We start from the raw sequence: 23,005 nt of genomic DNA, 5'->3' as shown, positions 1-23,005 counted from the left end.
ATTCTAATATTTAGATAACAATTAAAGATAATCTATAATTTTCGTATATTATGATGATAAAATAACTAATTAATAGATTGAGAACTCATAGTTAAACCTTTTTATTTATGTTAATCGAAATTCTTATAAGATATTATATGACTCGTGAATCCTTTGGTTCTGGCGGACGTTGTCCTCGTTGTGGAAAAGGTCCAATGGTAACTGATAATACTACGGGAGAGATGTTTTGCGGAGGTTGTGGTTTTGTACTTACAGAACGTGTAGAAGAATCCGGTCCAGAATGGAGATCATTTTCTAAAGAAGAACATGAGGACCGAAGTAGAACTGGAACACCCACATCACTTGCAATGCACGACATGGGACTTGCAACAATAATTGGTCCTGCTGACAAGGATGCATCAGGAAAACCACTTTCTGCATCCATGAAGAGTACTATAGAAAGATTGAGAACTTGGGATAGCAGAAGTCAGGTTCATGAACCAGTAGACAGAAACTTTAGACAGGCTTTCAGTGAGCTTGATAGACTAAAAGATAAACTTGCATTATCTGATGCAGTGATTGAAAAGACTGCTTACATTTACAGAAAAGCACTTGACAAAGGTCTTGTTAGAGGCAGATCAATTCCGGGACTTGTAGCTGCTGCGCTATATGCAGCATGTAGAGACACTGAAACTCCAAGAACACTTACGGATGTTGCAAATGGGATCAACATCAAGCGAAAGGATGTTGCAAGATGTTATAGATTGTTGTTACGAGAACTCGATCTAAAAATGCCAGTTGTAGATCCAATAAAATGTGTTGCAAGGATTGCAAGCAAGGCAGGCTTGAGTGAAAAGACAAAAAGAAGAGCTTTACAGATTCTAAAAGATGCAGCTGAAATTGAGATCTCTGCTGGAAAGGATCCGATGGGACTTGCAGCTGCTGCATTATACTTGTCATGTGTCATGAATGGAGAAAATAAAACACAAAAGGACGTTGCCCAAGCTGCCGGAGTAACCGAAGTTACAATTAGAAATAGATACAAGGGATTGAAGGAATCACTCAAACTCTAAATTTTTGTAAAATCGTTTTTGCGTCAAAACTAGTTTTCACTTTTCAGTGGTTCGAATTTAATGGCGTGGCCCTTATTCGTAGACAGATAGAGATTACCTCCTTTTATCCCACCCAAGTGGGATCCACAATTCGAGTCTACGGAGCCACGCTCTCTTAAGCAGTAGATCTTACATCTTTCTGCATTATTTATTGTAATACATCATCATATTTATTATTTCATATATATTTTTACATATTTCTAAAATATTTCAATAAAATATTTCAATAAATCTAGACATAATTTACGATCATCATATTAGTATAACATGTTTTTTTGAAGATTCGTTGAAAGGAATTTTGCTTTAATCTTCGACAGACTAAATTGATGCAACATGTGATCAGACATAGATGAAACTTTCTGGCAAGGTTGCAATTGTTACAGGAGGTAGTAGAGGCATTGGAAAAGCTACTGCAATGTTACTTGCACAACATGGAGCAAATGTGATAATCACATCAAAAGACAAGTCCAGTCTTCAAAAGACTGCGGCAGAAATGAAAAATGTTGTAGCAATACCAGGGGATATTAGGAAAAGGACAGATGTAGAAAATGTTGTAAAAAATGTTATAGAGAGTTTTGGTAAAATTGACATTCTGGTAAACAATGCAGGTATTTTCCCCAAAGTAAAACCTTTGCATGAAATTTCTGAAGAGGAGTGGAATGACATAATAGATGTAAATCTAACCGGACAGTTTCGTTTTACAAAAGCTGTGATACCTCATTTGATGAAAACAAGCGGTTGTGTTGTCAATGTTTCATCAGATGCCGGACTGAAATCATTTGAAAATTTTGAAGCAGATGCGTATACTGCTTCAAAAGGAGCACTGGTCCTGCTTACAAAAGCATGGGCAGTAGAATATGCCAAATATAAGATACGTGTGAATTGTGTCTGTCCAGGAATTGTAGAAACTGACATGACAAGACCGTATCTTGGAAATGAATCTGACAGAGCAATGGCAATAGCAGAACATCCAATCGGAAGAATAGGAATGCCAGAGGATGTTGCAAAAGCAATACTCTATCTTGTTTCAGAGGATTCCTCGTGGGTTACAGGTGCAATTTTACCTGTAGATGGTGGAGTCATCACTAAATAAGGTACTGTCAAGTCATATGGTACAAATCTCATCATTTGATAGTATCCTAATAAAATTAATAGAACCTAATTCTAAGGTTATATCATGACCCCAAGGAGGAAGAGTGCCCTAAAGATAATCATTATGCTTTCAATCATTTGGTTTGCTGCAGCATTACCTGTACCTTTCATGTGGTCTAATCCAAGTCCCCAACAATCTGAACAATTCAAAACCTACCTAGAAATTGCAGCTTTGATTTCCGTGCCATTTATTGCCATGGCAGTTGCTTGGACTTTAAAACCAGAACTTACTACGCGTGGCTAGCCAAGAAACTCTACTGCGCCTAGTCCTTCGGGAGTTGTCTTAATCCACCTAGTTCTTCCAATCCTTTCAACTTCAATGAATTTCCACTCGTGTAAAAGCGGTTGGATGATATTTTTGTCAAGGCTTGCAAATCGTGCTTGTTGAAAATTTTCTTCTCTTGCATTTACCATGATAAGTTTTCTTTCGTATGCAATTTTTGCCATCTCCTTTTTAGTTATTTTTCCATTATTTTCTTGTATTATTTTCAGGGCTTGTACTAGGACAGGTTTCGGGGTATGAATTTCATAAGCTGGTAACTTGACAACGGACTTGAGTCCTGATGATAGCTGTTTCCCTTTTACACTAGAGTAACTTTCCGGCTCCGCATAATATGGAGTGAGTTTTGTTTTCCCTTGGAACATCATACATGCCATCATACATGCGATTGCTTGGATTTTTGATCCAGAAGAGCAGTTTACAAAAATATCATTTCCATCCTCTTTTTGTACAATTTCTCGTAATGCCTTTAGGATCTTGAAGAGATCAAATCTATTAGAATGCGCAACTTGTACTTCGATCTTTTCTTTTTTTAGATGAGTTTGAATTTTTTCCATGAACCCTTGAGCTTGATCCTTTGATGGTTCTGCGTGCATCAATAACCACACTCTATCGGCTTTCATTTGTTTTGCAGGAATTGCAATTCGGTCAATTTCAAAGCCTACAGGTGCTACATGTACGCGGAGATTTACTATTTTACTCATGTTAGTATGTATAGTTATCATACTATGGTGATGATATATAATAATTATGCATTCCATGTAAAAACATGCAACAAAAACTCACATCGGAACAAAACAAAACATCTGTCTATCCTAGAATAAGATCGGTTTTTGAAAATTAATCCTTCACCCATGGCGTAGATTCTAGATAATCTATGAATTTTATCATCTCATCAAGCTTTGTAGCAACTGCAGTGACTGCTTGAAATTCTTCATACATCATTTTTTCCTCATCCGGGGATAGCACTTGTTCTTCTGCAGTGTCAAAGAATTTGTTTTCCTTGGTCAGATGATCATCTAGGTAAATTGCATATGCCTTGAGAAATCTTGCAACGGGTTCTCTTTGGTCCTCTCCTGATTTCCACCTTTGTAGATGCTTTGAAATGTTTAATGCTATTCTTCTTCCAAACTCGTGTTCGATCATAAATACTCGGATCTCTTGTTTTAAGGAGTCATAGCTTGCAACACATGGAAAATACTGGTTTTCTTCTCTTGCATAATGTATTGCATCCAAAAATTCTGACATGATTGAAACCATTATTTGCATATCAGAAAATGGAACATCATTGCCCTCATTTAATATGGAATAGCATTTAACAATTATTTTTTCTAGTCTACGTATTTGTCTATGATCGTTTCTTAGTATCTCAGTTCCGCTCATGTCAAGTTTCTGTTGATATCTTAGGGATTTACTGTAAATAGTATTACCTTTTTTGGGTTGTATTGGATTATGGCAAAATGTGGCATGGAAGAGCCAACACCGTAATATCCAGCAGGTCCCCCAAGACCCAATCTTATTAGATAATCACTTGTAGGATTGATTTCAATTTCTTTTCTTTCTAATACATGCCCCGAAATTTTTTCTTTTTTTGACTCAAGTTTAGAGTAAATCTCACGAATTTTACCCGCTTGGTGGACCAGAGCGGCCTCCATGTGCTGATGTCCGCATAGTATGATATGATTGCGTACATGTTTTCCCGCCTCTCCAAAGGCGGATGACGCTTTGTAATGATATCCATGGTAACTAAAGAACTCAAAGCCTTCATCAGTGAGTCGCTGCCAATTTCTTTGATATAGCCAAGCTTCGCTATTGGCATTTTTTGGGGTTATTTTTTTAGGATCTAGTGGTCCCCCGTGAACGCAGAATAGGCCATTTTTTACATCGATGAATTCCTGATTACCAAATGTTCCGTCTTTGTTCTGCTTGAAAAATGATAGGTCTTCAGCGCCAAGCCTTTCATGCGCATCCATACTTTCAAGAGAACTGGCACTCACTTTTTTTCCGCTCAAGAATCCTTCATCATGGTTACCTATCACGGAAAATATTGGATAGTTTTTTTCAAGTAAGCGTAATTTTGATATGACTTGCTTTGGATGGACACCACGCTCAAGCAAGTCACCTAGATTGATAATTCTTGAAAAATTACCATACTTTTTTACAAAATCATCACTTGATACAGTCTGTATTATAAGGTCAAGACCGCTCAGGTCTGCGTGAATATCAGAAAAAACTAGATCCAATGAACCTGTTGTTTTTTAGCCTAATTTGAAATTTTTTGTGTGAGGAATTGATTTATGGAAAAAGATCCTACATAAATTCATTTGTGACTAGAATTGGCATGATATCATTCTAGAATTTTAGAATAAGAAAGTAAAAATTTGATCTCAAATAAATAATCTCAGGTCTGGTACATATCATCAAATTAGCTTGCATCCTCATCATCCTACCCTGAGGATGTCAGCTGATTTATTATTCAGAATCAATTTTTTGAACAGATTGTTTAGGAATTTGTAGTTCTCGGAATGTGTCAGGATGAATTATTTTGGCCAAAATCTCAAGGCCTGTTACAGTTCTTGGGCCTGGCTTGCTAAAGTATTCATTTGCATTTACCACATAAACTTCTCCCCTGCTTACTGCCTTGATCTTTTTCCATTTGTTGTTTTCAAGCAATTTTTCGTATTCAACAAGTGTTCTGTTTACATCAAATCCACAGGGCATTAGGATTACAATGTCTGGATCAAATGATATCATCTCGTCAATCTGTATTTTTCTTGACCTGTCTCCGGTTGAGCTGATTCCGTTTATGCCACCTGCAATTTCCACCATCTGAGGGATCCAGTGACCTGCTGAGAAGAACGGATCAAGCCACTCTATGCAGAGTATCTTGGGTCTTGAAACTTTTGGGGTGTTTTGTATGTAATCAATTCTTTTCTGTAATTTTATAACAAAATCTTTTGCCTTTTCCTGTTTTCCTACTTTATTTCCCACCTCAATGATGTTTTCTAGTATGCCGTCAAGATTTTTCGGATCTAGAACAAGAACCTCTGGCTTGCCTCCAAGTAGTGTTACTGCTTTGTTTATTTCTCTTGTATAAGGCGAACACACTTCACATATTCCCTGTGCTACAATAAGATCTGGATTTGCTTTTTTGAGAACTTGTTCATCTATGATATAGATGTCTTTTCCTGCATCTACCAGCTCCATTACCTTGTTGTCAATTTCTTGGCTAGACATTTTTTGCGGATCAAAGGAGGAATGAATAACTCTTGGCTTTGTCATGGCCTCTGCTGGATAGTTGCATTCGTGTGTTACAGCTAGGACCTGATCTTCTACTCCTAGCTCATACAATATCTCAGTTGCACTTGGAAGAAAAGAGACTAATTTCATGAGTGAACATCTAATGACATTTGCTTTAAACATGTATTCAAGTTTTGTATGATTGTAAATTCTCCTATTCATATTTCCCTCAAAACTTAAGAATAGCCCAAGGCTCGATTTGATTGATGATTGATTTTACAGTTATTGGCGGACCATCTTCTGAACAATTGGCAAAAAAAATTGCTTTTAAATTAAAATCAAAATTCATTGGCTGTGAATTACGGGTATTTCCAGATGGGGAAAGTAAGATTACACTCAAGGGAAAACCTAGTGGAAAGATTCTAGTGGTACAATCAATCTATCCACCAGTTGACTCAAATCTTCTTCGCTGCTTGGCAATAACATCACAGGCAAGAGTATTTTCTTCTCAAGTATATGTTGTTATTCCATATATGGGATATGCAAGACAAGATAGACAGTTTCTGCCAGGCGAGATTACTACCATGGAACTTGTTGCAAAAATGTTCAAGGCAGCAGGGGCAACCAAGATAATTGTAGTTGATATTCACAGTATGATTGCGCTAGAACATTTCCATATCCCTGTAAAAAACATCAGTGCAGTAGAAGAGCTTGCAAGACATTTCAAGAAAATGTCTCTTAATTTTCCTCTTGTGGTATCACCCGACAAGGGAGGAGTTGAAAGAGCAAGAAATTTTGCAGAATTTCTTGGTGTTGACTATATCGCGCTAGAAAAACATAGAGACCGAAAGACTGGAAATGTTGCAATAAAATCCAAGGGTCTTGAAGGAGTCAGGGGTAGAGACATCATACTAGTTGATGACATGATAAGTACAGGAGGTAGTATTGTAAAGGCTGCAGAATTTTTAAAGAAACAAAAAAGCGGCAAGGTCTATGCATGTTGTACACATTCACTGCTAATTGGAGATGCAGAGAAGAATATCATAAGAGCTGGAGTTACAAAGATAATCAGCGCGAATACTATACCAGGCAAGACATCGATTGTTGATGTATCGCCATTAATTGCAAAGGCAATAACCTGAATGTCAAGCTTTTTTGTATTGCAAAAACAATATGAAGACCTTGCAAGAGACGAGATAATCACAATATCAAAAAGCTATGATCCCAAGTCAACTATAAAATCAAATCCAAGACTTGTCATGGTATCATCAAAGATACCATGGTACAGGATATCAGGCAGGGCAACATTTGTCAGGTATTCTGGAATTATAGCAGGTACATTTAATGATGTCACAAAGATTGACCCGCAAATACCTGTGCCGCAGTCATTTGTATGCAGAACAATAAACTTGACGTCAAAAAATATAGGCTCGTCTGCACTTGAAAGACAAGTCGGTGGAATACTCTCAAGAAAATGGGGCTCTAGAGTATCACTCTCAGACCCACAGATTACAGTATATCTTATCATTACGGACTCGGAAAAATATCTAGGATATTCTGATTGTAATAGTAGACCAAAATTTTCAACAAAGTTAATCAAGCATCCGCATGAACTAGACATGAAGCTTGCAAGATGTATTGTAAATTTGTCTGGATTAAAGGAGAAAGATACTATTTGTGATCCCTTTTGCGGCACTGGTACAATTTTGTTAGAGGCAGAGTCTATGGGAATAAACTCTATTGGAATTGATTTTGATAAAATAATGTGTAAGATTACAAGAAAAAATCTTGCTGCAAATGGATTTGATTCTAGGGTGATAAATTCTGGCTATGAAGAGATACAAAATATTACGGATAAGATAGATGCTATCGTAACTGATCTTCCATATGGAATATCGTCAAGGTCATCTGTTTCTCCAAAGAAATTGATCCAAGATTTTGTGTCAGTCATACCAAAGAGAAAAAAACTTGTAATGGTATACAAAAAAGGTCTAGAGGTGGAAGAAATAAGCAAAGCAAAGAAATACGAGATCTACAGGCATAAGAGCTTGACCAGAGTGATTGCAGTAAGATGAAGCTAGTATTTTTAGGAACATCGGCAGCACAGCCAACTGCGGAACGCGGCATGACCTGCATCTGTCTGGTACTTGACAGGGAGATACTGATGTTTGATGCAGGTGAGGGTGCACAGATTGCATTTTCAAAGGCAAAGCTTGGCTGGAACAAAAAGATGCGAATCTTTGTGACGCATTTGCATGGAGACCATTGTGTAGGAATACTTGGCTTGTTGCAGACCATGTCATTACAGAATAGAACAGAATCTGTTGACATCTATGGCCCAACTGGAATTGAAGAATTTATTGCGGCAAATCTCAAAATACTGAATTTTGGGCTGACATTTCCTGTCAGGATAACTAGGATTAAGGAGGGGCTTGTCTTTGACGATTCAGGATTTAATATTCACGTATGTGAGGCGGAGCACTCGATTCCTGCCTATTCGTATCTTTTTACAGAAAAAGACAAGCCTGGTAAGTTTTACCCGGAAAAGGCAAAGGAACTTGGCATTCCAGAGGGAAGGCTCTGGCATGAACTTCAAAATGGCAATGAGATAAAAATTGGGGAGAGATTGGTTAGGCCATCTGATGTAACAGGAGAAAAGCGTCAGGGTATCAAGATTGGCATATCAGGAGATACGAGACCTACACACAAGCTTGCAGAATTTTTTAAGGGTTGCAATTACATGACATTTGATTCTACATATTCTGGTGCATTGCAAGACAAGGCAAAAGAAAACTATCACTCTACATCAAAGGAAGCTGCAGAGCTTGCCAAAAAAGCAAGTGTTTCAAATCTTATCTTGACACACTTTTCTGCAAGATATGAAGATGTGGAGGAGCTTGTCAATGAGGCAAAGACAATTCATGGTTCAGTTACTGCTGCAAGGGATCTCTTAGAGATTGATATCAAATAAAATGTGGGATGTCATATCTGATAAACTAAGACAAGCGAAAAAAATTGTGTTTGTGACAGGGGCAGGAATTTCTCAGGAGAGTGGAATTCCCACATTTCGCGGAAAAGATGGTTTCTGGAGAAAATATGATCCAATGAAGCTTGCAACAATAGATGCATTCTATGAGGATCCAAAACTTGTATGGGAGTGGTACGAAGAGAGAAGAAAAAATATACTTGATGCAAATCCAAATCCTGGCCATGTTGCAATTGCAGAACTTGAAAAGTATAAACAAATTTCTGTTCTGACCCAAAACATTGATGGTCTTCACCAAAGGGCTGGAAGCTCAAGTGTTTATGAATTACATGGAAGTATAATTACAATCAGGTGTACTGTTTGTGATTTTAACGACAAGATTACATCTGAGTTCTCCCAGATTCCACCGCTCTGCAAGTGTGGAAATATGTTAAGGCCTGATGTTGTATGGTTTGGTGAGGCTTTACCGCAGAAGGTGTGGGAGTCTGCCATAGAAGAGGCAAGATCTTGTGATGTGATGGTGGTTGTCGGAACCTCGCTTGTAGTTTCTCCTGCAAACCTATTGCCAGTCTATGCCAGACAGAATGGTGCTACAATGGTTGAGGTAAATATTGATCAAACCCCAATGTCCTCAAGCATGTACCTATCCCTTAGAACATCTGCTGCAAAGGCACTTCCAAGACTTGTTGACATATTATCCTAGTTTCAGGATTCAAATTTTTCAGATTAATTCTACTAGTTGACAGGAGATTGTTGATTATTTTAGATATAATCGCAATAATTTATATTAAATAAAATTTATTTATGAAATAAATCACACTAATTATTAAATAAGAGAAGAACGTATGAAGAACAATGCGGAAAGATGCAAATTCTGACAAATGAATTTGCGTGATCCTGTGAAAAATGGTATATAGTTAAGTACAATTCGTTGTACGAAGCGGCAAGAGAATGCTTTTGCCTATACAGGATCACGCCATTACACCTTTTCCTGTTTTTACAAAATTCTAGATCAAGTGATACAAAATTTGCTTATTGACCCTATTGTGATAAAATTCCAGTTATAGTAGAGTTCTGCATATTTGATGGTGCATATACAGATGCATGCAATGTTCCATAAATTGTATTATCTATTGTCATCTCTATTATGTGTGGTGTGTTTGGAACATCCTTGACTTCGGTCGAAAACTTTGAAGAGTAAAATGTTCCAGTAAACAAGACAGTGTTACTGTTTCTCATTGTGACTATGACTGATTTTGTTTGACCAGATGTATCATCAAAATTTAGCATTGCACTGTTTCCTTGGTTTATTGTAGTTAGCTGGACTGTTTGATAATAAGATGGGAGAGTTGGCAAGGCAGGCGTATTGGATGATGTGGCACCAGTTGGGACCGTGTTACCGTTATTAGAATAAGGGGAAATGGTTAGGCCACTTGGAACATCTACCGGTGGAGAATTCGGTTTTGCTGTGAGTTTTGTCACCTGCACAGGATCACCTACATTTGATGTACATTGATCAAGTTGAATTATTCCAGTCAGCTGCTTTATTCCATTTATTGTCTGGGCCAATCCTGGAACAGAGATTTGACATGTATTGCCAGTCTTTTCAAAGACTTGGCCCGTATAGTTTTGTTGAGTTACGTATTGTGGAGCAAGCTGATAAACAGATGTCAAGTTGTTATTTGTTGAAGATGTATTTAAGATCGAGTTTGCACCTAGGCCCAATTCCTTTATGGCTAACTTGGAATCGTTGATTATTCCCTTGCTGCCTGCAACTTGATCAATCTTGCCTTTTACAGTATCGATAGATGATGGTACGCTTTGAAATAATTTTGATGCATTTGGTACCAAGATAGCTATTGTAGCTATTATAATTCCAATAATGATCAATTTTCCTATCAAGCAATACTTTTCTTGGGGTTTTCATAAAAAAGCACAAATGCACACTAGTTGAGTAAATGTAGTAAATTTATCCAGTTATTCTGTCATCTCAGGAGCAAGCCAGTCTACTACCTTATCAAGGTCTTTGGAATGAAGTATTACCTTGATTGGACCCATAGCAGATTCTTCTGCCTCCTCGCATGCTGCAATGACATCCACAAAGGCTGCCTGCTTGTTGAGGTAAAACCAAGTAGTATCTCCTTTGGTATTAAATCGCATCTGTCTTCGGTAGATTTTGTTGGTTCGATGCTTCTTGATTGTCTCCTGAATTTTTACAAGCGAGTTCAACTGGTTTGAGGTTGCCTTGATACTCCCTTCCTTGTACTGGTAATCTGTTTCCAGTATGACATGAGATACGGCAAGCCTGACTTTGTCTGGATCTTCAGATGGATTTACTGCAGCATAGACTTCGATCTTGCAGACAACATTTGGAATCTTCAATTCATCCAACCTTTGATTACTCGATATGCAGTATCAACAAGTTCTTGAATTGTCATATTGTTATTTGAGATTGTTTCATCTGCAAGTGCAATTGATTCGCTCATGCCTACCCCAATTTCTCTTGAATCCCTTTTTGTAAAGTCTTCACGGTCAGATGGAGCATCGGATCTTCCCCTCCCTGTTAGAAACTTGTATCTTGTATCGCCAGATGCATGAATTGCAAGAACTTTGACAGTGCCGATTTTTTTCAAGACATTTACCTCTGCAAGCGATCTCACCCCATCTACAAGTATAACATCAGACTTGGAATTTTGGATTACGTCTTTTATGAGTTCAGCCACTGCGCCTTGACCATTTTTTTCTCGCAGTTCAATCATGATTTTACCGAGATTAGCCCCCGTAGGATCTATCTTTCTTCTCGTAGCTTCTTCCCTTACAGCATCGCCCATTGTAATTTTATCAAAGCCTTTTGATTTCAAGCCCTCAGCTATTGTGGTTTTTCCAGCTCCGGGCATTCCTGTAAGACATATGATTAGTTTCACACTCACAAATTTCATCCCCTAGTCTATGAAGCTACCGGAAAGGTACTATCAAGTTGTTGAGATTTTTGTTTCAACAATTGATTTGATCACATCGACTCGACGTATTATTGGAAAAATTTCAGAAATTATTCCAGATTCCGCCATCACCGCTTCACTTGTGATCCCGTCTGGCACAACCTTGGTGCCTCTAAGCAAGATGTTACGAGCAGCGTTGATATCTCTATCAACACTTGTCTTGCAGATTGAACAAAACATCTTTCGGTGCTCTTCGGGTACTAGCTTTGACCCACATATTGCACACTTTGTACTTGTTCCACCTGCTTTTACATAATTTACCGGCAAACCAAGCCATCTTGCTTTGTACTCAATTTGTCGTTGCAGTTCATAGAATGACCAAGAGTTCATCTTTCCTCTATATTTTGTTCCTTGACCATTCCCTTTTTGTATATTTTACGAATGCCTTTTAGGTTCTCCATTATGATTCCAGCATTTTTAGATGTAATATTCTTTGAAGTACAATTCAGGATATTATTTACTCTATTTCTTTGTAATCTACCATTTTTGAAATATTCTTTTCCTTATTCTTACATCATTACGTTTGAATTTGCTTTTCACTATACCATATAATGTGATTATTTTTTGGGCGTTTGCTAGATCATGGATAATGTAATCTCCAGAAGAATCACATGTTGTGAGATTGTTCAAGTTTCTATCTATTCCAAGAAAATTAGTTGATTTATGTACAGGAATTTCTTTGGAGTATGAGATAATCAGTTTGTCAATAGTTATTGTGATTTGACCAAGTTTCATATTTCTTATCTTTTCTAACACATATTTTGTTAATTTAATGAATACATATTTTTCAGGTTCTGTCGGGATTCTAATTATGTCTTGATCAATTTTATATGACATGTTATCCATTATCAAATGATTTGTTGAAACATGTGGTTTTTTAGCATCAGGTTTTTTCTTAATTATTTTTTTGTATAACTTAAGCTTTGAAGCAGCACATTCTAGTGCACCATATACATATTTACAATGAAATTGAGAATCCAAGCGAAGTATATGATACAACTGATAATGTAGATTAAATTTTGATGTTAGGTTCTTTTCAATACCAATTCGAATTGCTTCATTAGCACAATACTTGAAATAATCAAAAACTGGTTCAAATTCGTTTTTTTTATTATGGTACTGCCATACGCATTTTGTTACTTTCACGGTGCAACCAAGAAGAGAAATTCCCTTAAAAATACAAGGTAATTACAATATACCACTAAAATTTGTCAATGATGTTACCGAAAATCATTATAGATGCCACAACTGAGTTCCACTAATGCGCGCCTTTGTTGCAATAGAGATTCAGGATGAGAGTATACTTGACGCAATTGCCAAGATTCAATCTGAATTTAAGATAAGTGCAACGCCAGTAAGCAAAAAAAATATGCACTTTACATTGCTTTTCTTGGGGGAAATAACTGAAGATACTGCGTCAAGCGTAAAAAAAGCATTGAGCACAATTTCATTCAAGAAAATAGATGTAAATTTTACACATGTGGGTGCGTTTCCAAACCCAAGATCTCCACGAGTTATCTGGATTGGTGTAGATGACACATCATCAAAACATCTAGTAGATCTTGCATCTCAGGTAGAAAAAAAACTAGAGCCCCTTGGATTTAGGCCAGACAAGCCTTTCAAACCACACCTGACAATATTTAGGATAAAGAACAAGGTTGGGGATATCTTAGGCATCATGGAAAAATTCAAGAAAGTTGATCTGGGAAAATATAACATGACAGAATTAAAGTTCAAGCAAAGCATCTTAACCCCTAGTGGACCAATTTACTCTGATTTACAGGTGATTTTAGCTCAATGAGAAACGTTTTGGAACAGGCAAGAAAAATATCAATTCCCACAAGACAGGAAGAGGAAAAAATAGGCATACTTGCAGAAAATCTCCTCACCTTGGTAAAAAAAGAAATTGTGAAATATCCAGAGATTACATCTGTTGAGCTTGGCGGGTCTTATGCAAAGGGAACATGGCTCAAGGGCAATCTGGACCTTGACATTTTTGTCAAGATGAAAAAAGAGACGGACGAAAAGCGATTTGAGGAGATTGGTAGAAAGATCGGTTTTGAATCCATGAAAAAATTTCATCCGTATGTTAGATATTCGGAACATCCATACGTTGAGGCAGTAGTTCAAGATACCAAGGTAAACGTTGTTCCATGCTATGACGTAGAAAAAGGCCAGTGGAAGAGTGCAGCTGACAGGTCATCATTTCATACCAAATTCATACTTGAAAAATTAGATGCAGAGGGAAAAAATGAGGTAAGGCTACTCAAAAAATTTCTCGGTGGAGTTGGCATCTACGGTGCAGAGATAGCAATAGAAGGATTTGGAGGATATGTTTCTGAGGTTTTAATTTACCATTATGGAAGCTTTATGAAAATGTTAGAGGCTGCGGCAAACTTTTCCCAAGGACAAACAATAGGAAATCCCACAAAAAAGTTTGAGACATCATTGGTGTTAATAGATCCCATAGATAGCAACAGAAACCTTGGCACCGCAATCTCTGCTCAAAATTTTGGCAAGTTCATACTTGCGGCAAGGGCTTACCTCAAAAAGCCATCACTTGAATTTTTCAATAGCAAAAAATTGTTGCCAAAGACAAAGAGCCTAAAAAATGTTCTAGTTGTCAAGTTCAATTACAAACACAGAAGCCCTGACATAATTTGGGGTCAGGTAAAAAGGGGAGCATCCGCACTTTCTGGCCAACTTGAGCTTGGTGGATTTCAGGTATTACGCAAGAGTGCTACAACCGATGAAAAATCAGAGGCTGCCATGCTTTTCCTTCTACAATCTACAATAATTGAAAAATTCATGGTTAAAAATGGTCCAGAGGTATTTAGAAAACCAGAATCAGAGAACTTTATTTTACGAAATTCCAAGAACGAGATAACCTGGGTTGATGATCAAGGAAGAATCCTATCACTGCAACAAAGAGAATTTCATGATGTCAAAAAATTCCTGCACTCACTTTTGAAGAGAAACCTATCAAAAGCAGGCATTCCAAGCGGTATAATATCTGACATGAAACGTGGCTTTGTGATATCTGGAGGTCATCAGGTGACAAGCAAATCCATTAAAAAGGCTCTGGCCGAGTTAACCTCTACCAATGAACTCATCTTTGGTTCCAACAAGTAAGCTTGTCAAAGAACCATACTCTCTGATATTAGGATATCCAAAGGCAACAAAGAGTGAGATTACAAAAAGGCTAACCGAGCTTAAAAAACTTGGAATTACAGGAGTTATGTTTGAGGGGGAGACAATTTTGAACAACATTCATGTACTTGGTAAGGGCTATGTGGGAGTTGTTGTATTGTCAAGGCTTGGCAAAAAAAATGTAGCCCTCAAGATTCGTAGAATAGATTCTAGCAGACAAGAGATGCAAAGTGAGGCAAAACTTCTCGAGATTGCAAATATGGCAAATATAGGCCCAAAGATGATAGACAGTAGCAGAAATTTTTTGGTAATGGAATATGTTGAGGGTAAAAAAATAACTGATTGGGTACAAGATTTAAAGGGCAGGGGAAGAGCTGCTGCACTCAGATCTGTTGTAAGACAAGTCTTGGAAGATTGTCACACTTTGGATAAGATACATCTTGATCATGGAGAGCTTAGCTATATACACAAGCATGTAATTGTGGGAAAACTTCCATGCTTGATTGATTTTGAAAGCTCCAGTACAAACAGAAGAACTTCTAATGTTACATCTGCCACCCAATCAATATTCATAGGCTCTGTACTTTCAAGCATGGTCAAAAATATAATCAAGATACCAAGCAAGAGAAAAATGATAGGTCCACTCAAAAAATACAAACATGATCAAACAAGAGAAAACTTCGATGAAATACTGAAGATGTTGGGGTTGGACAAGAATTGAGCTTGCATGACATCAAGACAAATGCATTAAAAATTTCGCTTGGAGTGATACTTTCTGCCTTTGTAGTAGAATTTTTGATCGGAATTTTGTCTAACAGTCTTGCCCTTGTTACAGATAGTATCCATGCTATACTAGATTCCATTGTAACTATGGTTTTGCTTGTTGCTGCAAAATGGTCTACCAAGCCGCCGGACAGAGAACACACCTATGGTCATGGAAAGATTGAGACGATGGGCAGTTTTGTAGCAGGGATCATAATTCTTGTAATTTCATTGTTTTTTGTTTATGAATCGATATCAAGATTCCAGGAACCAAAACCCCTAGTTTTGCCTGGAATTCTTGCAGTAATTGCGGCAATGTATACGCTAGGGTCAATCTTTTTCAGGATTACTATATTGAGAAGAGCACTCAAAAAAACAGATGGTTCCTCACTTCAGATAGACCTGTACCATGCCCTCACGGACATGGGTGCAACCTCTGTTGCACTTGTAGGGATTGTGCTTGTCATAATGGGATTCTACCAAGGTGATAACATTGCAGCATTGATTCTTGGAGGCTTGCTTGCTGCACTGAGCTTGAAATTGATCCACAAAAGTGGTCTTGAGTTAACTGACGCAGTTCCTGCAAACATGGTCAAAAGAGTACACGATATAGTAAACAATACCAAAGGAGTAATGAGGACAGAGTCTGTACAAATACGCAGATCAGGTAGTGACATCTTTACTGAAATTACAATATCATTGAGTGCTGCCTCAAGTTTTGAGGAAGCCCATAAGATTAGTGCTAATGTGGAAAAAAACATCAAAAATGCAATTGCAAATTCAAATGTCACTATTCACTTTGAACCAACATGGAAAGATGTTCCAGCAAACTATGTCATAAATACAGTTGCAACTTCAGTCAAAGGAGTAAAGGAAATCCATAATGTAACCTCATTTTCTGCAGAGAATGGCATCTTCATTAGCTTGCATGTAATGGTTGATAGAAACATGTCACTTGAAGATGCTCATCACGTATCAGATGAAATAGAATCTCAAATAAAAAAATCTGTTGCAAATGTCAATCACATTACTATTCATCTTGAACCATATGTTTCAATTCCTGAGAGCGTTCCAGTAGAGGACATAACGATAGAAGAACAAGTTACCAATATCATAAGAGAATACACTAAGGTAAAAAAAATTGGCCGGGTGATAACATTACATCTACAAGATATCTTCAAAGTGGACATTGATTGCTCATTTGAAAAAAATCTTACAATAGAAGAAGTTCACGATATTGTCTCAGATATAGAAAGCAAGATTAAAGATCAGATAAAAAATGCCATAGTTACCATACATCCAGAGCCAAACTAGAAATGACAATTGATGATGCAATAACATTTCTTCAAAAAGACCAGGCAATGGCCCCAGTCATAGATATGATTGGGGAATACAAACTAAAGAAAAGAAATCACCATTTTTCTGTACTTGTTGAATCAATAATTTCTCAACAGCTTGCAACCAGCGCGGCAGATGCAATTTTTAAGAGATTCAAGAGATTATACCCAAAATTTCCAACTGCCTCTGAGATTCTTGCCACTAGGAAATCCACACTTCGCCAAGTTGGGCTATCTAGCATGAAAATTGAGTATCTGAAAGACTTGGCAAAACATGTGGATGATGGAAAATTGAATATGCAATCGATTTCAAGGATGAATGATGAGGATGTGATATCCCACCTAACTCAGGTCAAGGGAATAGGAAGGTGGACAGCAGAGATGTTTCTCATTTTTTCTCTTGGAAGGCAAGACATTTTTCCTGTTGGTGACCTTGCTTTGAGAAAAGGGATACAGATATTGTTTTCGTTACCTGAAATTCCAAAACAAATAGAAACTGAAAAACTTGGTCAGAGGTGGAAACCATACAGAACTGTAGCTACATGGTATATTTGGAAGAGCCTGCGACAATTCAACAAGATTTAATGATTTATTATTTACCGGATATTGAACGTGGCTAAAAATTGTAATGCCAAAACAAGCGATTAAGTATTGTTCTTTGAATGTTTTATCAACCGAGCAACATGAATACTGTTCTAGAACACTTTCCAGATGATTTCAAGCCAAGAGAAATACAAAAAGAAATTTTGCAGGGAATGGAGCAAAAGATCAAGTCTGGATACAAGACAATCATTTTGTCTGCACCAACAGGAGTTGGGAAATCTCTCATTGCTGCTACACTTGCAAGATATTATGGTAGTTCTTTCATAGTTACTGCGTCAAAACAATTACAGGACCAGTATTCTAAAGACCTAAAATTTCTCATGCCTGTAAAGGGAAAATCAAATTTTGCTTGCCTTAAACTGATGGAACAAGAATCAATTGGAAAATTAGATACAAGAAGTGCAGTCCAGAAAGGCCTTACTTGTGAGAAAGGCCTTTGTGAAGAGACAATAATGAAGAACGGGAAGAAAATCAAGGAGATTTGTCAGTTCAAGCCAAAACTTGGAGAGCCGCAAGATGTAACCAAGGATTTGTGTCACTATTATGAACAGAAATATCGTGCACTAACTTCGCCCCACTCTATCTGGAACTATGCCGCATATTTTCAATTAATGAAGTTCAACAGAAAGTCCTATTCCGAATATGTCTCAAAACCAATAGCAATTTTTGACGAGGCACATAAGATAGAAGACCAGATAATCCAGTTCATAGGTGTAGACATCTACAATGGATATCTATCTGAATGTGGCATTGATGCAAAGACATACGATCTTGGAGATATTGGTATGATAGTTCAATTGCTTGATGACTTGGCACGATCATATTCAAAGCAGATACTTGATTTGCAGGAAAGCAAGTCATTTATGCTAAACCCTGACTACGCCTTGCTTGCAAAACTAGAATCAAGATATGAAAAGATGGCTAATTCCCATGCAGAGATATATTCAAACAAGAATAATTTTGTGGTAAATGATCCATTTAATGATGAACGAGGAAATTTCAGATCAATTTCTGTAAAGCCACTTGACATTTCAAAGTATGTTAAGACATTCTTTGACATTGAAAATCAGGTTTTCATGTCTGCTACTATAGACAAGGATAGTTTTTGCGAAAATACGGGACTTGATCCATCAAAAGTCGGATTTGTTGATACCCCAAGATCTCCATTTCCACCTGATAAGAGAAGAATCAATTTTCTTAATACAAAAAAACTGAGCTATTCTTCAAGTAAGGATGATGAGCTTGCTGTAATAAAAAAAATTGATGAATTAATGACACAGCATGGTACAGAGAGGGGTTTGATACTTACTTCCTCAGAGAAAAGATGTTTTGACATAAAAAATAATCTCTCTGAAAAAAATAGACGGCGAATCAGAATATGCCATAGCAGGAATGAAAACGGTATGACACAAGACGAGGTATTACATGAACATTCTTTTGATGAAGATGGTGTATTGCTGTCATCATCATTATGGGAAGGAGTTGACTTGAAAGATGACTTGTCAAGATTTCAGATAATAGCAAAGGTACCATATCCAAACCTTAGCGAGAAACGAACCAAGATCAAGATGCAAAAGTTTCCTTTATGGTACAAATCACAGACACTTACAAAGCTATTGCAGGGTTTTGGTAGATCAATCAGAAGTGAGGAGGATTGGGCTGTTACATATGTTCTTGATTCTGCCGCAAGTGATCTCTTGCTTCAATCAAAATCAATGATTCCAAAATCATACCAAGATGTACTGGGATTTCCAAGCTATGAATCAAGCATGAAGTCTACCATGTAAGAAAAATTTTCTAACTCAAAAAAAGCACCGATGGGAAATCAATTTGTAATTGCATGTACTGATTTGTCAGGTAGATCGGTTAAGGTGAAGACAAATCTGGAACCTTCAAATTCAGTTGTTCCTTCTCTTTCCCAGTTTACTTTGTAAGATTTGATCAGATGACCACCCACTATTGAGATTGTTTTTGGCGCATCTTGGAAGAGTTTCTCTACCTTTTCTTTGTCTCGCGTCATAAGCAGTGATCTTCGTCTCTTCATGAGGTACTTGATTGCAACATTCTTGTGAAGATGTCCTTCTACCTCAATCTTTTCGCTGCCAAGATCAATAGTGAATTTTCGTTTTCCCATGTATCCATTACAATCACAATTATACAAAAAATGACTTGACAATTTGACATTAGCAAGTAGATTGTAAATTATGACAAAATTTGCTTTGTATGCGATATGAAAATAGATGAGACATGATTTCTAGGCAGCTGATTTTACACCATATTATGAACTCTATCTTTTGCGAGCAATCTTCCAAGCGTTTTGTATGTTTTCCATCCCAATATGCAAATAAAATGAGTCTGCTTCTGGGGCAGATAACAAAAGTATCATGGTTTCTTTTCCAAGTGTTTTTTGCGCTAATTTGAGCAGTTTTTTTCCAATTCCAAGGCGTTGGTATTTTTTATCAACTGCCAAATCAGATACATAACAACAATAACTAAAGTCAGTCACAGCGCGCAATATTCCAACTAGCTTTGTGTCATTTCTTGCACATATTATCAGATTTGCATTTTCAATCATGCGTTTTATTCTTACAACATTATTGACAGGTCTCTTAATGCCAGAATTAACAAATAATGTTATTACTTCCCTCGGTTTCAGATCAGGATTTATCAAGTACGAAAAATTCGTGGATTTGTTCGTATTGACTTATCTGCACAAAACCTAGTCTTAACCATATCTTTGTACATAATGGGGCCGGCCGGACTTGAACCGGCGACCTCTAGCACCCCAGGCTAGCATCATAACCAAGCTAGACTACGGCCCCTCAAGGTGCTGGCTATTGTTGAAATTATTAAATTGTAGTATTGACTTGATGCCAAGAAATTTGTATTTGAAAATCTAGAGCCATTTTTTCAGTCTTTCTTGCTCAAATTTTTCTTTTTCTGCAAAGTGTTCTGTTGATGAAGATTTTAGTTGGGTCAGAGGATCTGGTGTTGCAAACATGTCAACCTGAATATATCCTGCAGTTCCCTTGCCAGTTTCTAGAAAACATCCTCCTTTTCCATCAAATACTGCACTTTCAAACTCGTTTTTTATTTGTGCAACAATATTTCTTGCAACAGTTACTCCCTCGGATTCGGCAAAAATTCCTGCCTTTGGTACAGCTATCTTTTCTGTCACCATTATCTGATTTACATCCCCTATTGCATAGACATGATCATATTTTGTCTTGCAAGTTTTGTCTACTGCCACAAACTTGCCGTATTCTGCAAAACCAGATTCTATCACAACTGAAGGAGCCTTGTGAGGTGGAATAGAAATTAAAATATCAAAACTTGTCTCCCCATTTTCAAATTTTATTTTGTTTGGCTCTACTGCAATGGTTTTGTGATTTCCATGAAACTCTATCTTTTTTGATTTTAGAATTTGAAATATTTTTTCACTTACATCCGGACCTCCTGCAGGAAGTGTGATTGGAGTAGGGCTGTAGAAATCCATCTGGACAGAATCGCTTGCCCCTGTTTCCTCGAGTACAGATCGTATCAGAAGAGCTGCCTCAAAGGGTGCAGGAGGACATTTGTATGGAAGGCCAGTGATTGCCATTACAATCTTGCCGGACTTGACCTGCCTTAATGTGTCTCTGATTTTTGGAACATCATTAATGTCATAAAGTACAAAACTATTTTCCTTCAAACCCGGAATTTGTTCTGGTGCAAGCTCTACACCTAGGGCTATTATCAAATAGTCATAATGAAATTGCCTGTACTTTGTTCGGACAGATCTGTTGATAGGATCTATCTTTAGTATATCTTCATTTACAAATTCAATGCCTTTCTTGGTAACATTTTCCAGCGGTCTCTTGGAAGATTCAAACTCTCTTGTTCCATTTATTATCCATAACTTGACTAGGTCCATCATGAACCAATCTTTTTTATCAATTACTGTGATTCTTGTATCCTGTGTAAGATTTTCTCGGAGTTCATTTGCAGCAGCAAGACCTCCAAAGCCCCCACCTAAAATTACAATGTTTATTGGTCTCAAAGTCACAGTCCCTATTTTTCTTGTGTAGTTGGCCTGATTGTAATCTCATTTACATTCATGTGAGGTGGAGATTGGAGTGCAAAGATTATGGAATTTGCGATATCTTCTGCCTTGAGGGACTGGATTGTTTTTGAATGTGTCACAAACGATTCAAGAGATTTATCGGTAATGGTATTTGTAAGTTCAGTATCTACTATTCCAGGCTCTATTGTTGTAACTCGAATATTGTTTCTGACAGATAGCTCTTGTCTGAGTCCCTCGCTAAAAGCCCATACTGCGAATTTAGTTGCACAGTAAACACTTCCTGCAGGAAAGACCACTCTACCTGCAATTGATGAAATGTTTACTATATGACCAGATTTTTGTGTGATCATGTGAGGAATTGCAGCTGCTGTACAGTACATCACTCCTTTGATGTTTACGTCAATCATTTGTTCCCATTCGTCTATTTTGAGGTTTTTTACAAAACTCAAGGGCATCAGTCCTGCGTTATTTACCAATATATCGACTCTATTCCATTTTTTTAGTGCAGAATTAACTAAATTTTCACAATCATTGCGCTTTGTTACATCACATGATACAGTAATACATTCTCCTCCAATTTTTTCAATGTCTTTTTTTAGCTGTTCTAATTTGTCAACCCTTCTGGCACCAATTGCAACCTTTGCACCAGCCTTTGCTATTGCAATGGCAGTTGCATATCCTATTCCGCTGCTAGCGCCCGTTACTACAGCTACTTGGTCTTTTATCATACTGAAAACTATTTTTCATCATGCTTTCTTGCGTAAATAAGTTTTGTTAAAAGTACTTTTGTTCACTAACACTAATTTAGGATCTCAATTAATTACAAGTATGGAACAATTTGATTGTGCATACTGTGGAGAAACACAAGATTTGCCTTTTGAGTGCAATTATTGCAACGATAAATTTTGTGCAGAGCATAGGTTACCCGAGTCACACAGGTGTGTAAAACTATTTCAAATTAGAGCAAAGAGATTTGGAGAAAAAAAGATCCATAGAACAAAAGGTATAGGCAGGCAAAGTTTTGTCAAGCGAATTTTTGGAAAATTCGGCTAGTACAGAGCTTTTTGCGGATTAATCTTTGAGAGTCTTGCTTGATAAAACAGGGCTATTGAAAGTACAAGCAATACACCAGCTGTTAACCAATGAGCAACCTGCATTGTAAGATATGCTATGCCAAAGCCCACACACATTATTGCCTGGGTCAAGAGTTTTGCCCAGTTTGGAATCTTTGCCAGTCTGCAGATCATTTCTATAACAAATATCCCAACAACTGGGTATATTATGATCTCAAAATAGACATCAAGATCTATCCCATTATGCATGATATATCACAATATCAGTT

General features: G+C 37.2%; 28 protein-coding genes and 1 tRNA gene. 14 read left to right on the top strand and 15 right to left on the bottom strand.

Annotated elements, in window-relative coordinates; translation table 11 throughout:
- The first annotated feature begins 137 nt into the window (after window positions 1-137).
- The 3 genes from BQ3481_RS08935 (at window position 138) to BQ3481_RS08925 (ending at window position 2,487) form a co-directional block, all read left to right on the top strand.
- Window positions 138-1,052, top strand: coding sequence for a transcription initiation factor IIB (locus BQ3481_RS08935; protein ID WP_148692977.1), 915 nt, complete (start codon window positions 138-140; stop codon window positions 1,050-1,052).
- A 388-nt stretch (window positions 1,053-1,440) separates the two neighbouring features.
- Window positions 1,441-2,184 (top strand): SDR family NAD(P)-dependent oxidoreductase, encoded by a 744-nt coding sequence (locus BQ3481_RS08930; RefSeq protein WP_157927947.1) that lies wholly within the window; start codon window positions 1,441-1,443, stop codon window positions 2,182-2,184.
- Between the two features lie 84 nt (window positions 2,185-2,268).
- Window positions 2,269-2,487, top strand: a complete 219-nt coding sequence (locus BQ3481_RS08925; protein WP_157927946.1) for a hypothetical protein — start codon at window positions 2,269-2,271, stop codon at window positions 2,485-2,487.
- Here the strand turns inward: BQ3481_RS08925 and BQ3481_RS08920 are convergent.
- From BQ3481_RS08920 to BQ3481_RS08905, 4 genes are all read right to left on the bottom strand, one after another.
- Entirely contained in the window at window positions 2,484-3,227 is a 744-nt protein-coding gene (locus BQ3481_RS08920) for an HFX_2341 family transcriptional regulator domain-containing protein (RefSeq protein ID WP_231911779.1), read from the bottom strand. The two genes, BQ3481_RS08925 and BQ3481_RS08920, sit on opposite strands and share 4 nt — an antisense overlap.
- A gap of 136 nt (window positions 3,228-3,363) precedes the next feature.
- On the bottom strand, window positions 3,364-3,906 hold the full coding sequence (locus tag BQ3481_RS08915) for a hemerythrin domain-containing protein (RefSeq protein WP_157927944.1): 543 nt from the start codon (window positions 3,904-3,906) through the stop codon (window positions 3,364-3,366).
- 20 nt (window positions 3,907-3,926) lie between these two features.
- A complete protein-coding gene (locus tag BQ3481_RS08910; protein ID WP_157927943.1) occupies window positions 3,927-4,766 on the bottom strand; it encodes a metallophosphoesterase in 840 nt (279 codons plus the stop codon).
- 229 nt (window positions 4,767-4,995) lie between these two features.
- The gene (locus tag BQ3481_RS08905; protein ID WP_157927942.1) at window positions 4,996-5,913 is read right to left on the bottom strand and encodes a cobalamin-binding protein; all 918 of its coding nucleotides are present in this window, start codon (window positions 5,911-5,913) and stop codon (window positions 4,996-4,998) included.
- Between the two features lie 116 nt (window positions 5,914-6,029).
- On the opposite strand from BQ3481_RS08905, the gene BQ3481_RS08900 reads away from it, so the two are divergent.
- Genes BQ3481_RS08900 through BQ3481_RS08885 form a run of 4 tightly spaced genes read left to right on the top strand, consistent with a single transcriptional unit; the run spans window position 6,030 to window position 9,452 of the window.
- Window positions 6,030-6,905, top strand: coding sequence for a ribose-phosphate diphosphokinase (locus BQ3481_RS08900; protein WP_157927941.1), 876 nt, complete (start codon window positions 6,030-6,032; stop codon window positions 6,903-6,905).
- Window positions 6,906-7,838 (top strand): TRM11 family SAM-dependent methyltransferase, encoded by a 933-nt coding sequence (locus tag BQ3481_RS08895; RefSeq protein ID WP_157927940.1) that lies wholly within the window; start codon window positions 6,906-6,908, stop codon window positions 7,836-7,838.
- Window positions 7,835-8,734, top strand: coding sequence for a ribonuclease Z (rnz, locus tag BQ3481_RS08890; protein WP_157927939.1), 900 nt, complete (start codon window positions 7,835-7,837; stop codon window positions 8,732-8,734). Before BQ3481_RS08895 ends, rnz begins: the two co-directional genes overlap by 4 nt.
- A gap of 1 nt (window position 8,735) precedes the next feature.
- Window positions 8,736-9,452, top strand: a complete 717-nt coding sequence (locus tag BQ3481_RS08885; RefSeq protein WP_157928544.1) for an SIR2 family NAD-dependent protein deacylase — start codon at window positions 8,736-8,738, stop codon at window positions 9,450-9,452.
- A 338-nt stretch (window positions 9,453-9,790) separates the two neighbouring features.
- On the opposite strand, the gene BQ3481_RS08880 is transcribed toward BQ3481_RS08885, so the two are convergent.
- From BQ3481_RS08880 to BQ3481_RS08860, 5 genes are all read right to left on the bottom strand, one after another.
- A complete protein-coding gene (locus BQ3481_RS08880; protein ID WP_157927938.1) occupies window positions 9,791-10,651 on the bottom strand; it encodes a hypothetical protein in 861 nt (286 codons plus the stop codon).
- A gap of 75 nt (window positions 10,652-10,726) precedes the next feature.
- The gene (locus tag BQ3481_RS08875; RefSeq protein ID WP_157927937.1) at window positions 10,727-11,131 is read right to left on the bottom strand and encodes an RNA-binding domain-containing protein; all 405 of its coding nucleotides are present in this window, start codon (window positions 11,129-11,131) and stop codon (window positions 10,727-10,729) included.
- Window positions 11,128-11,673 (bottom strand): AAA family ATPase, encoded by a 546-nt coding sequence (locus BQ3481_RS08870; protein WP_394336724.1) that lies wholly within the window; start codon window positions 11,671-11,673, stop codon window positions 11,128-11,130. The genes BQ3481_RS08875 and BQ3481_RS08870 overlap by 4 nt, the downstream gene beginning before the upstream one ends.
- Window positions 11,674-11,721: 48 nt before the next feature.
- On the bottom strand, window positions 11,722-12,120 hold the full coding sequence (locus BQ3481_RS08865; protein WP_304441951.1) for a transposase: 399 nt from the start codon (window positions 12,118-12,120) through the stop codon (window positions 11,722-11,724).
- Window positions 12,121-12,225: 105 nt separating this feature from the next.
- Complete coding sequence (locus tag BQ3481_RS08860) at window positions 12,226-12,894, bottom strand: hypothetical protein (protein ID WP_157927935.1); 669 nt, start codon at window positions 12,892-12,894, stop codon at window positions 12,226-12,228.
- 115 nt (window positions 12,895-13,009) lie between these two features.
- On the opposite strand from BQ3481_RS08860, the gene thpR reads away from it, so the two are divergent.
- The 6 genes from thpR to BQ3481_RS08830 all read left to right on the top strand — a co-directional run bounded on the left by thpR (window position 13,010) and on the right by BQ3481_RS08830 (window position 19,387).
- Entirely contained in the window at window positions 13,010-13,549 is a 540-nt protein-coding gene (gene thpR, locus BQ3481_RS08855; protein WP_157927934.1) for an RNA 2',3'-cyclic phosphodiesterase, read from the top strand.
- Window positions 13,546-14,880 (top strand): CCA tRNA nucleotidyltransferase, encoded by a 1,335-nt coding sequence (gene cca / locus BQ3481_RS08850; protein ID WP_157927933.1) that lies wholly within the window; start codon window positions 13,546-13,548, stop codon window positions 14,878-14,880. Before thpR ends, cca begins: the two co-directional genes overlap by 4 nt.
- Window positions 14,852-15,619 carry an RIO1 family regulatory kinase/ATPase gene (locus BQ3481_RS08845; RefSeq protein ID WP_157927932.1) on the top strand — a complete coding sequence of 256 codons (768 nt, stop codon included), beginning with the start codon at window positions 14,852-14,854 and terminating at the stop codon, window positions 15,617-15,619. The genes cca and BQ3481_RS08845 overlap by 29 nt, the downstream gene beginning before the upstream one ends.
- Window positions 15,616-16,974 carry a cation diffusion facilitator family transporter gene (locus tag BQ3481_RS08840; RefSeq protein ID WP_320410693.1) on the top strand — a complete coding sequence of 453 codons (1,359 nt, stop codon included), beginning with the start codon at window positions 15,616-15,618 and terminating at the stop codon, window positions 16,972-16,974. Before BQ3481_RS08845 ends, BQ3481_RS08840 begins: the two co-directional genes overlap by 4 nt.
- A 2-nt stretch (window positions 16,975-16,976) precedes the next feature.
- Window positions 16,977-17,582, top strand: coding sequence for a DNA-3-methyladenine glycosylase family protein (locus BQ3481_RS08835; protein WP_157927931.1), 606 nt, complete (start codon window positions 16,977-16,979; stop codon window positions 17,580-17,582).
- A 98-nt stretch (window positions 17,583-17,680) separates the two neighbouring features.
- Entirely contained in the window at window positions 17,681-19,387 is a 1,707-nt protein-coding gene (locus BQ3481_RS08830; protein ID WP_157927930.1) for a helicase C-terminal domain-containing protein, read from the top strand.
- Window positions 19,388-19,425: 38 nt separating this feature from the next.
- Here BQ3481_RS08830 and BQ3481_RS08825 read toward each other — a convergent pair whose 3' ends face one another.
- The 5 genes from BQ3481_RS08825 to BQ3481_RS08805 all read right to left on the bottom strand — a co-directional run bounded on the left by BQ3481_RS08825 (window position 19,426) and on the right by BQ3481_RS08805 (window position 22,391).
- Entirely contained in the window at window positions 19,426-19,734 is a 309-nt protein-coding gene (locus BQ3481_RS08825) for a hypothetical protein (RefSeq protein WP_157927929.1), read from the bottom strand.
- Between the two features lie 153 nt (window positions 19,735-19,887).
- The gene (locus BQ3481_RS08820) at window positions 19,888-20,271 is read right to left on the bottom strand and encodes a GNAT family N-acetyltransferase (RefSeq protein ID WP_231911777.1); all 384 of its coding nucleotides are present in this window, start codon (window positions 20,269-20,271) and stop codon (window positions 19,888-19,890) included.
- A 76-nt stretch (window positions 20,272-20,347) separates the two neighbouring features.
- Window positions 20,348-20,422: transfer RNA gene (locus tag BQ3481_RS08815), tRNA-Pro, on the bottom strand.
- A gap of 74 nt (window positions 20,423-20,496) precedes the next feature.
- On the bottom strand, window positions 20,497-21,639 hold the full coding sequence (locus tag BQ3481_RS08810) for an NAD(P)/FAD-dependent oxidoreductase (RefSeq protein ID WP_394336723.1): 1,143 nt from the start codon (window positions 21,637-21,639) through the stop codon (window positions 20,497-20,499).
- 11 nt (window positions 21,640-21,650) lie between these two features.
- A complete protein-coding gene (locus tag BQ3481_RS08805) occupies window positions 21,651-22,391 on the bottom strand; it encodes an SDR family oxidoreductase (RefSeq protein WP_157927927.1) in 741 nt (246 codons plus the stop codon).
- Between the two features lie 100 nt (window positions 22,392-22,491).
- Between BQ3481_RS08805 and BQ3481_RS08800 the strand changes: the two genes are divergently transcribed.
- Window positions 22,492-22,716, top strand: a complete 225-nt coding sequence (locus BQ3481_RS08800; protein ID WP_157927926.1) for an AN1-type zinc finger domain-containing protein — start codon at window positions 22,492-22,494, stop codon at window positions 22,714-22,716.
- Here the strand turns inward: BQ3481_RS08800 and BQ3481_RS08795 are convergent.
- Entirely contained in the window at window positions 22,713-22,985 is a 273-nt protein-coding gene (locus tag BQ3481_RS08795) for a hypothetical protein (RefSeq protein ID WP_157927925.1), read from the bottom strand. The genes BQ3481_RS08800 and BQ3481_RS08795 overlap by 4 nt on opposite strands.
- Between the last annotated feature and the right edge of the window lie 20 nt (window positions 22,986-23,005).

The organism is Candidatus Nitrosotalea okcheonensis (assembly GCF_900177045.1).
Classification (GTDB): Archaea; Thermoproteota; Nitrososphaeria; order Nitrososphaerales; family Nitrosopumilaceae; genus Nitrosotalea; species Nitrosotalea okcheonensis.
This window is presented reverse-complemented; position numbering and strand designations above follow the sequence as displayed.

What these genes read in the sequence shown, in the direction of transcription:
- BQ3481_RS08935 (WP_148692977.1), top strand. Translation starts at nt 138, where the DNA reads ATGACTCGTGAATCCTTTGGTTCTGGCGGACGTTGTCCTCGTTGTGGA.
- BQ3481_RS08930 (WP_157927947.1), top strand. Translation starts at nt 1,441, where the DNA reads ATGAAACTTTCTGGCAAGGTTGCAATTGTTACAGGAGGTAGTAGAGGC.
- BQ3481_RS08925 (WP_157927946.1), top strand. Translation starts at nt 2,269, where the DNA reads ATGACCCCAAGGAGGAAGAGTGCCCTAAAGATAATCATTATGCTTTCA.
- BQ3481_RS08920 (WP_231911779.1), bottom strand. Translation starts at nt 3,227, where the DNA reads ATGAGTAAAATAGTAAATCTCCGCGTACATGTAGCACCTGTAGGCTTT.
- BQ3481_RS08915 (WP_157927944.1), bottom strand. Translation starts at nt 3,906, where the DNA reads ATGAGCGGAACTGAGATACTAAGAAACGATCATAGACAAATACGTAGA.
- BQ3481_RS08905 (WP_157927942.1), bottom strand. Translation starts at nt 5,913, where the DNA reads ATGAAATTAGTCTCTTTTCTTCCAAGTGCAACTGAGATATTGTATGAG.
- BQ3481_RS08900 (WP_157927941.1), top strand. Translation starts at nt 6,030, where the DNA reads ATGATTGATTTTACAGTTATTGGCGGACCATCTTCTGAACAATTGGCA.
- BQ3481_RS08895 (WP_157927940.1), top strand. Translation starts at nt 6,906, where the DNA reads ATGTCAAGCTTTTTTGTATTGCAAAAACAATATGAAGACCTTGCAAGA.
- rnz (WP_157927939.1), top strand. Translation starts at nt 7,835, where the DNA reads ATGAAGCTAGTATTTTTAGGAACATCGGCAGCACAGCCAACTGCGGAA.
- BQ3481_RS08885 (WP_157928544.1), top strand. Translation starts at nt 8,736, where the DNA reads ATGTGGGATGTCATATCTGATAAACTAAGACAAGCGAAAAAAATTGTG.
- thpR (WP_157927934.1), top strand. Translation starts at nt 13,010, where the DNA reads ATGCGCGCCTTTGTTGCAATAGAGATTCAGGATGAGAGTATACTTGAC.
- cca (WP_157927933.1), top strand. Translation starts at nt 13,546, where the DNA reads ATGAGAAACGTTTTGGAACAGGCAAGAAAAATATCAATTCCCACAAGA.
- BQ3481_RS08845 (WP_157927932.1), top strand. Translation starts at nt 14,852, where the DNA reads ATGAACTCATCTTTGGTTCCAACAAGTAAGCTTGTCAAAGAACCATAC.
- BQ3481_RS08835 (WP_157927931.1), top strand. Translation starts at nt 16,977, where the DNA reads ATGACAATTGATGATGCAATAACATTTCTTCAAAAAGACCAGGCAATG.
- BQ3481_RS08830 (WP_157927930.1), top strand. Translation starts at nt 17,681, where the DNA reads ATGAATACTGTTCTAGAACACTTTCCAGATGATTTCAAGCCAAGAGAA.
- BQ3481_RS08825 (WP_157927929.1), bottom strand. Translation starts at nt 19,734, where the DNA reads ATGGGAAAACGAAAATTCACTATTGATCTTGGCAGCGAAAAGATTGAG.
- BQ3481_RS08805 (WP_157927927.1), bottom strand. Translation starts at nt 22,391, where the DNA reads ATGATAAAAGACCAAGTAGCTGTAGTAACGGGCGCTAGCAGCGGAATA.
- BQ3481_RS08800 (WP_157927926.1), top strand. Translation starts at nt 22,492, where the DNA reads ATGGAACAATTTGATTGTGCATACTGTGGAGAAACACAAGATTTGCCT.
- BQ3481_RS08795 (WP_157927925.1), bottom strand. Translation starts at nt 22,985, where the DNA reads ATGCATAATGGGATAGATCTTGATGTCTATTTTGAGATCATAATATAC.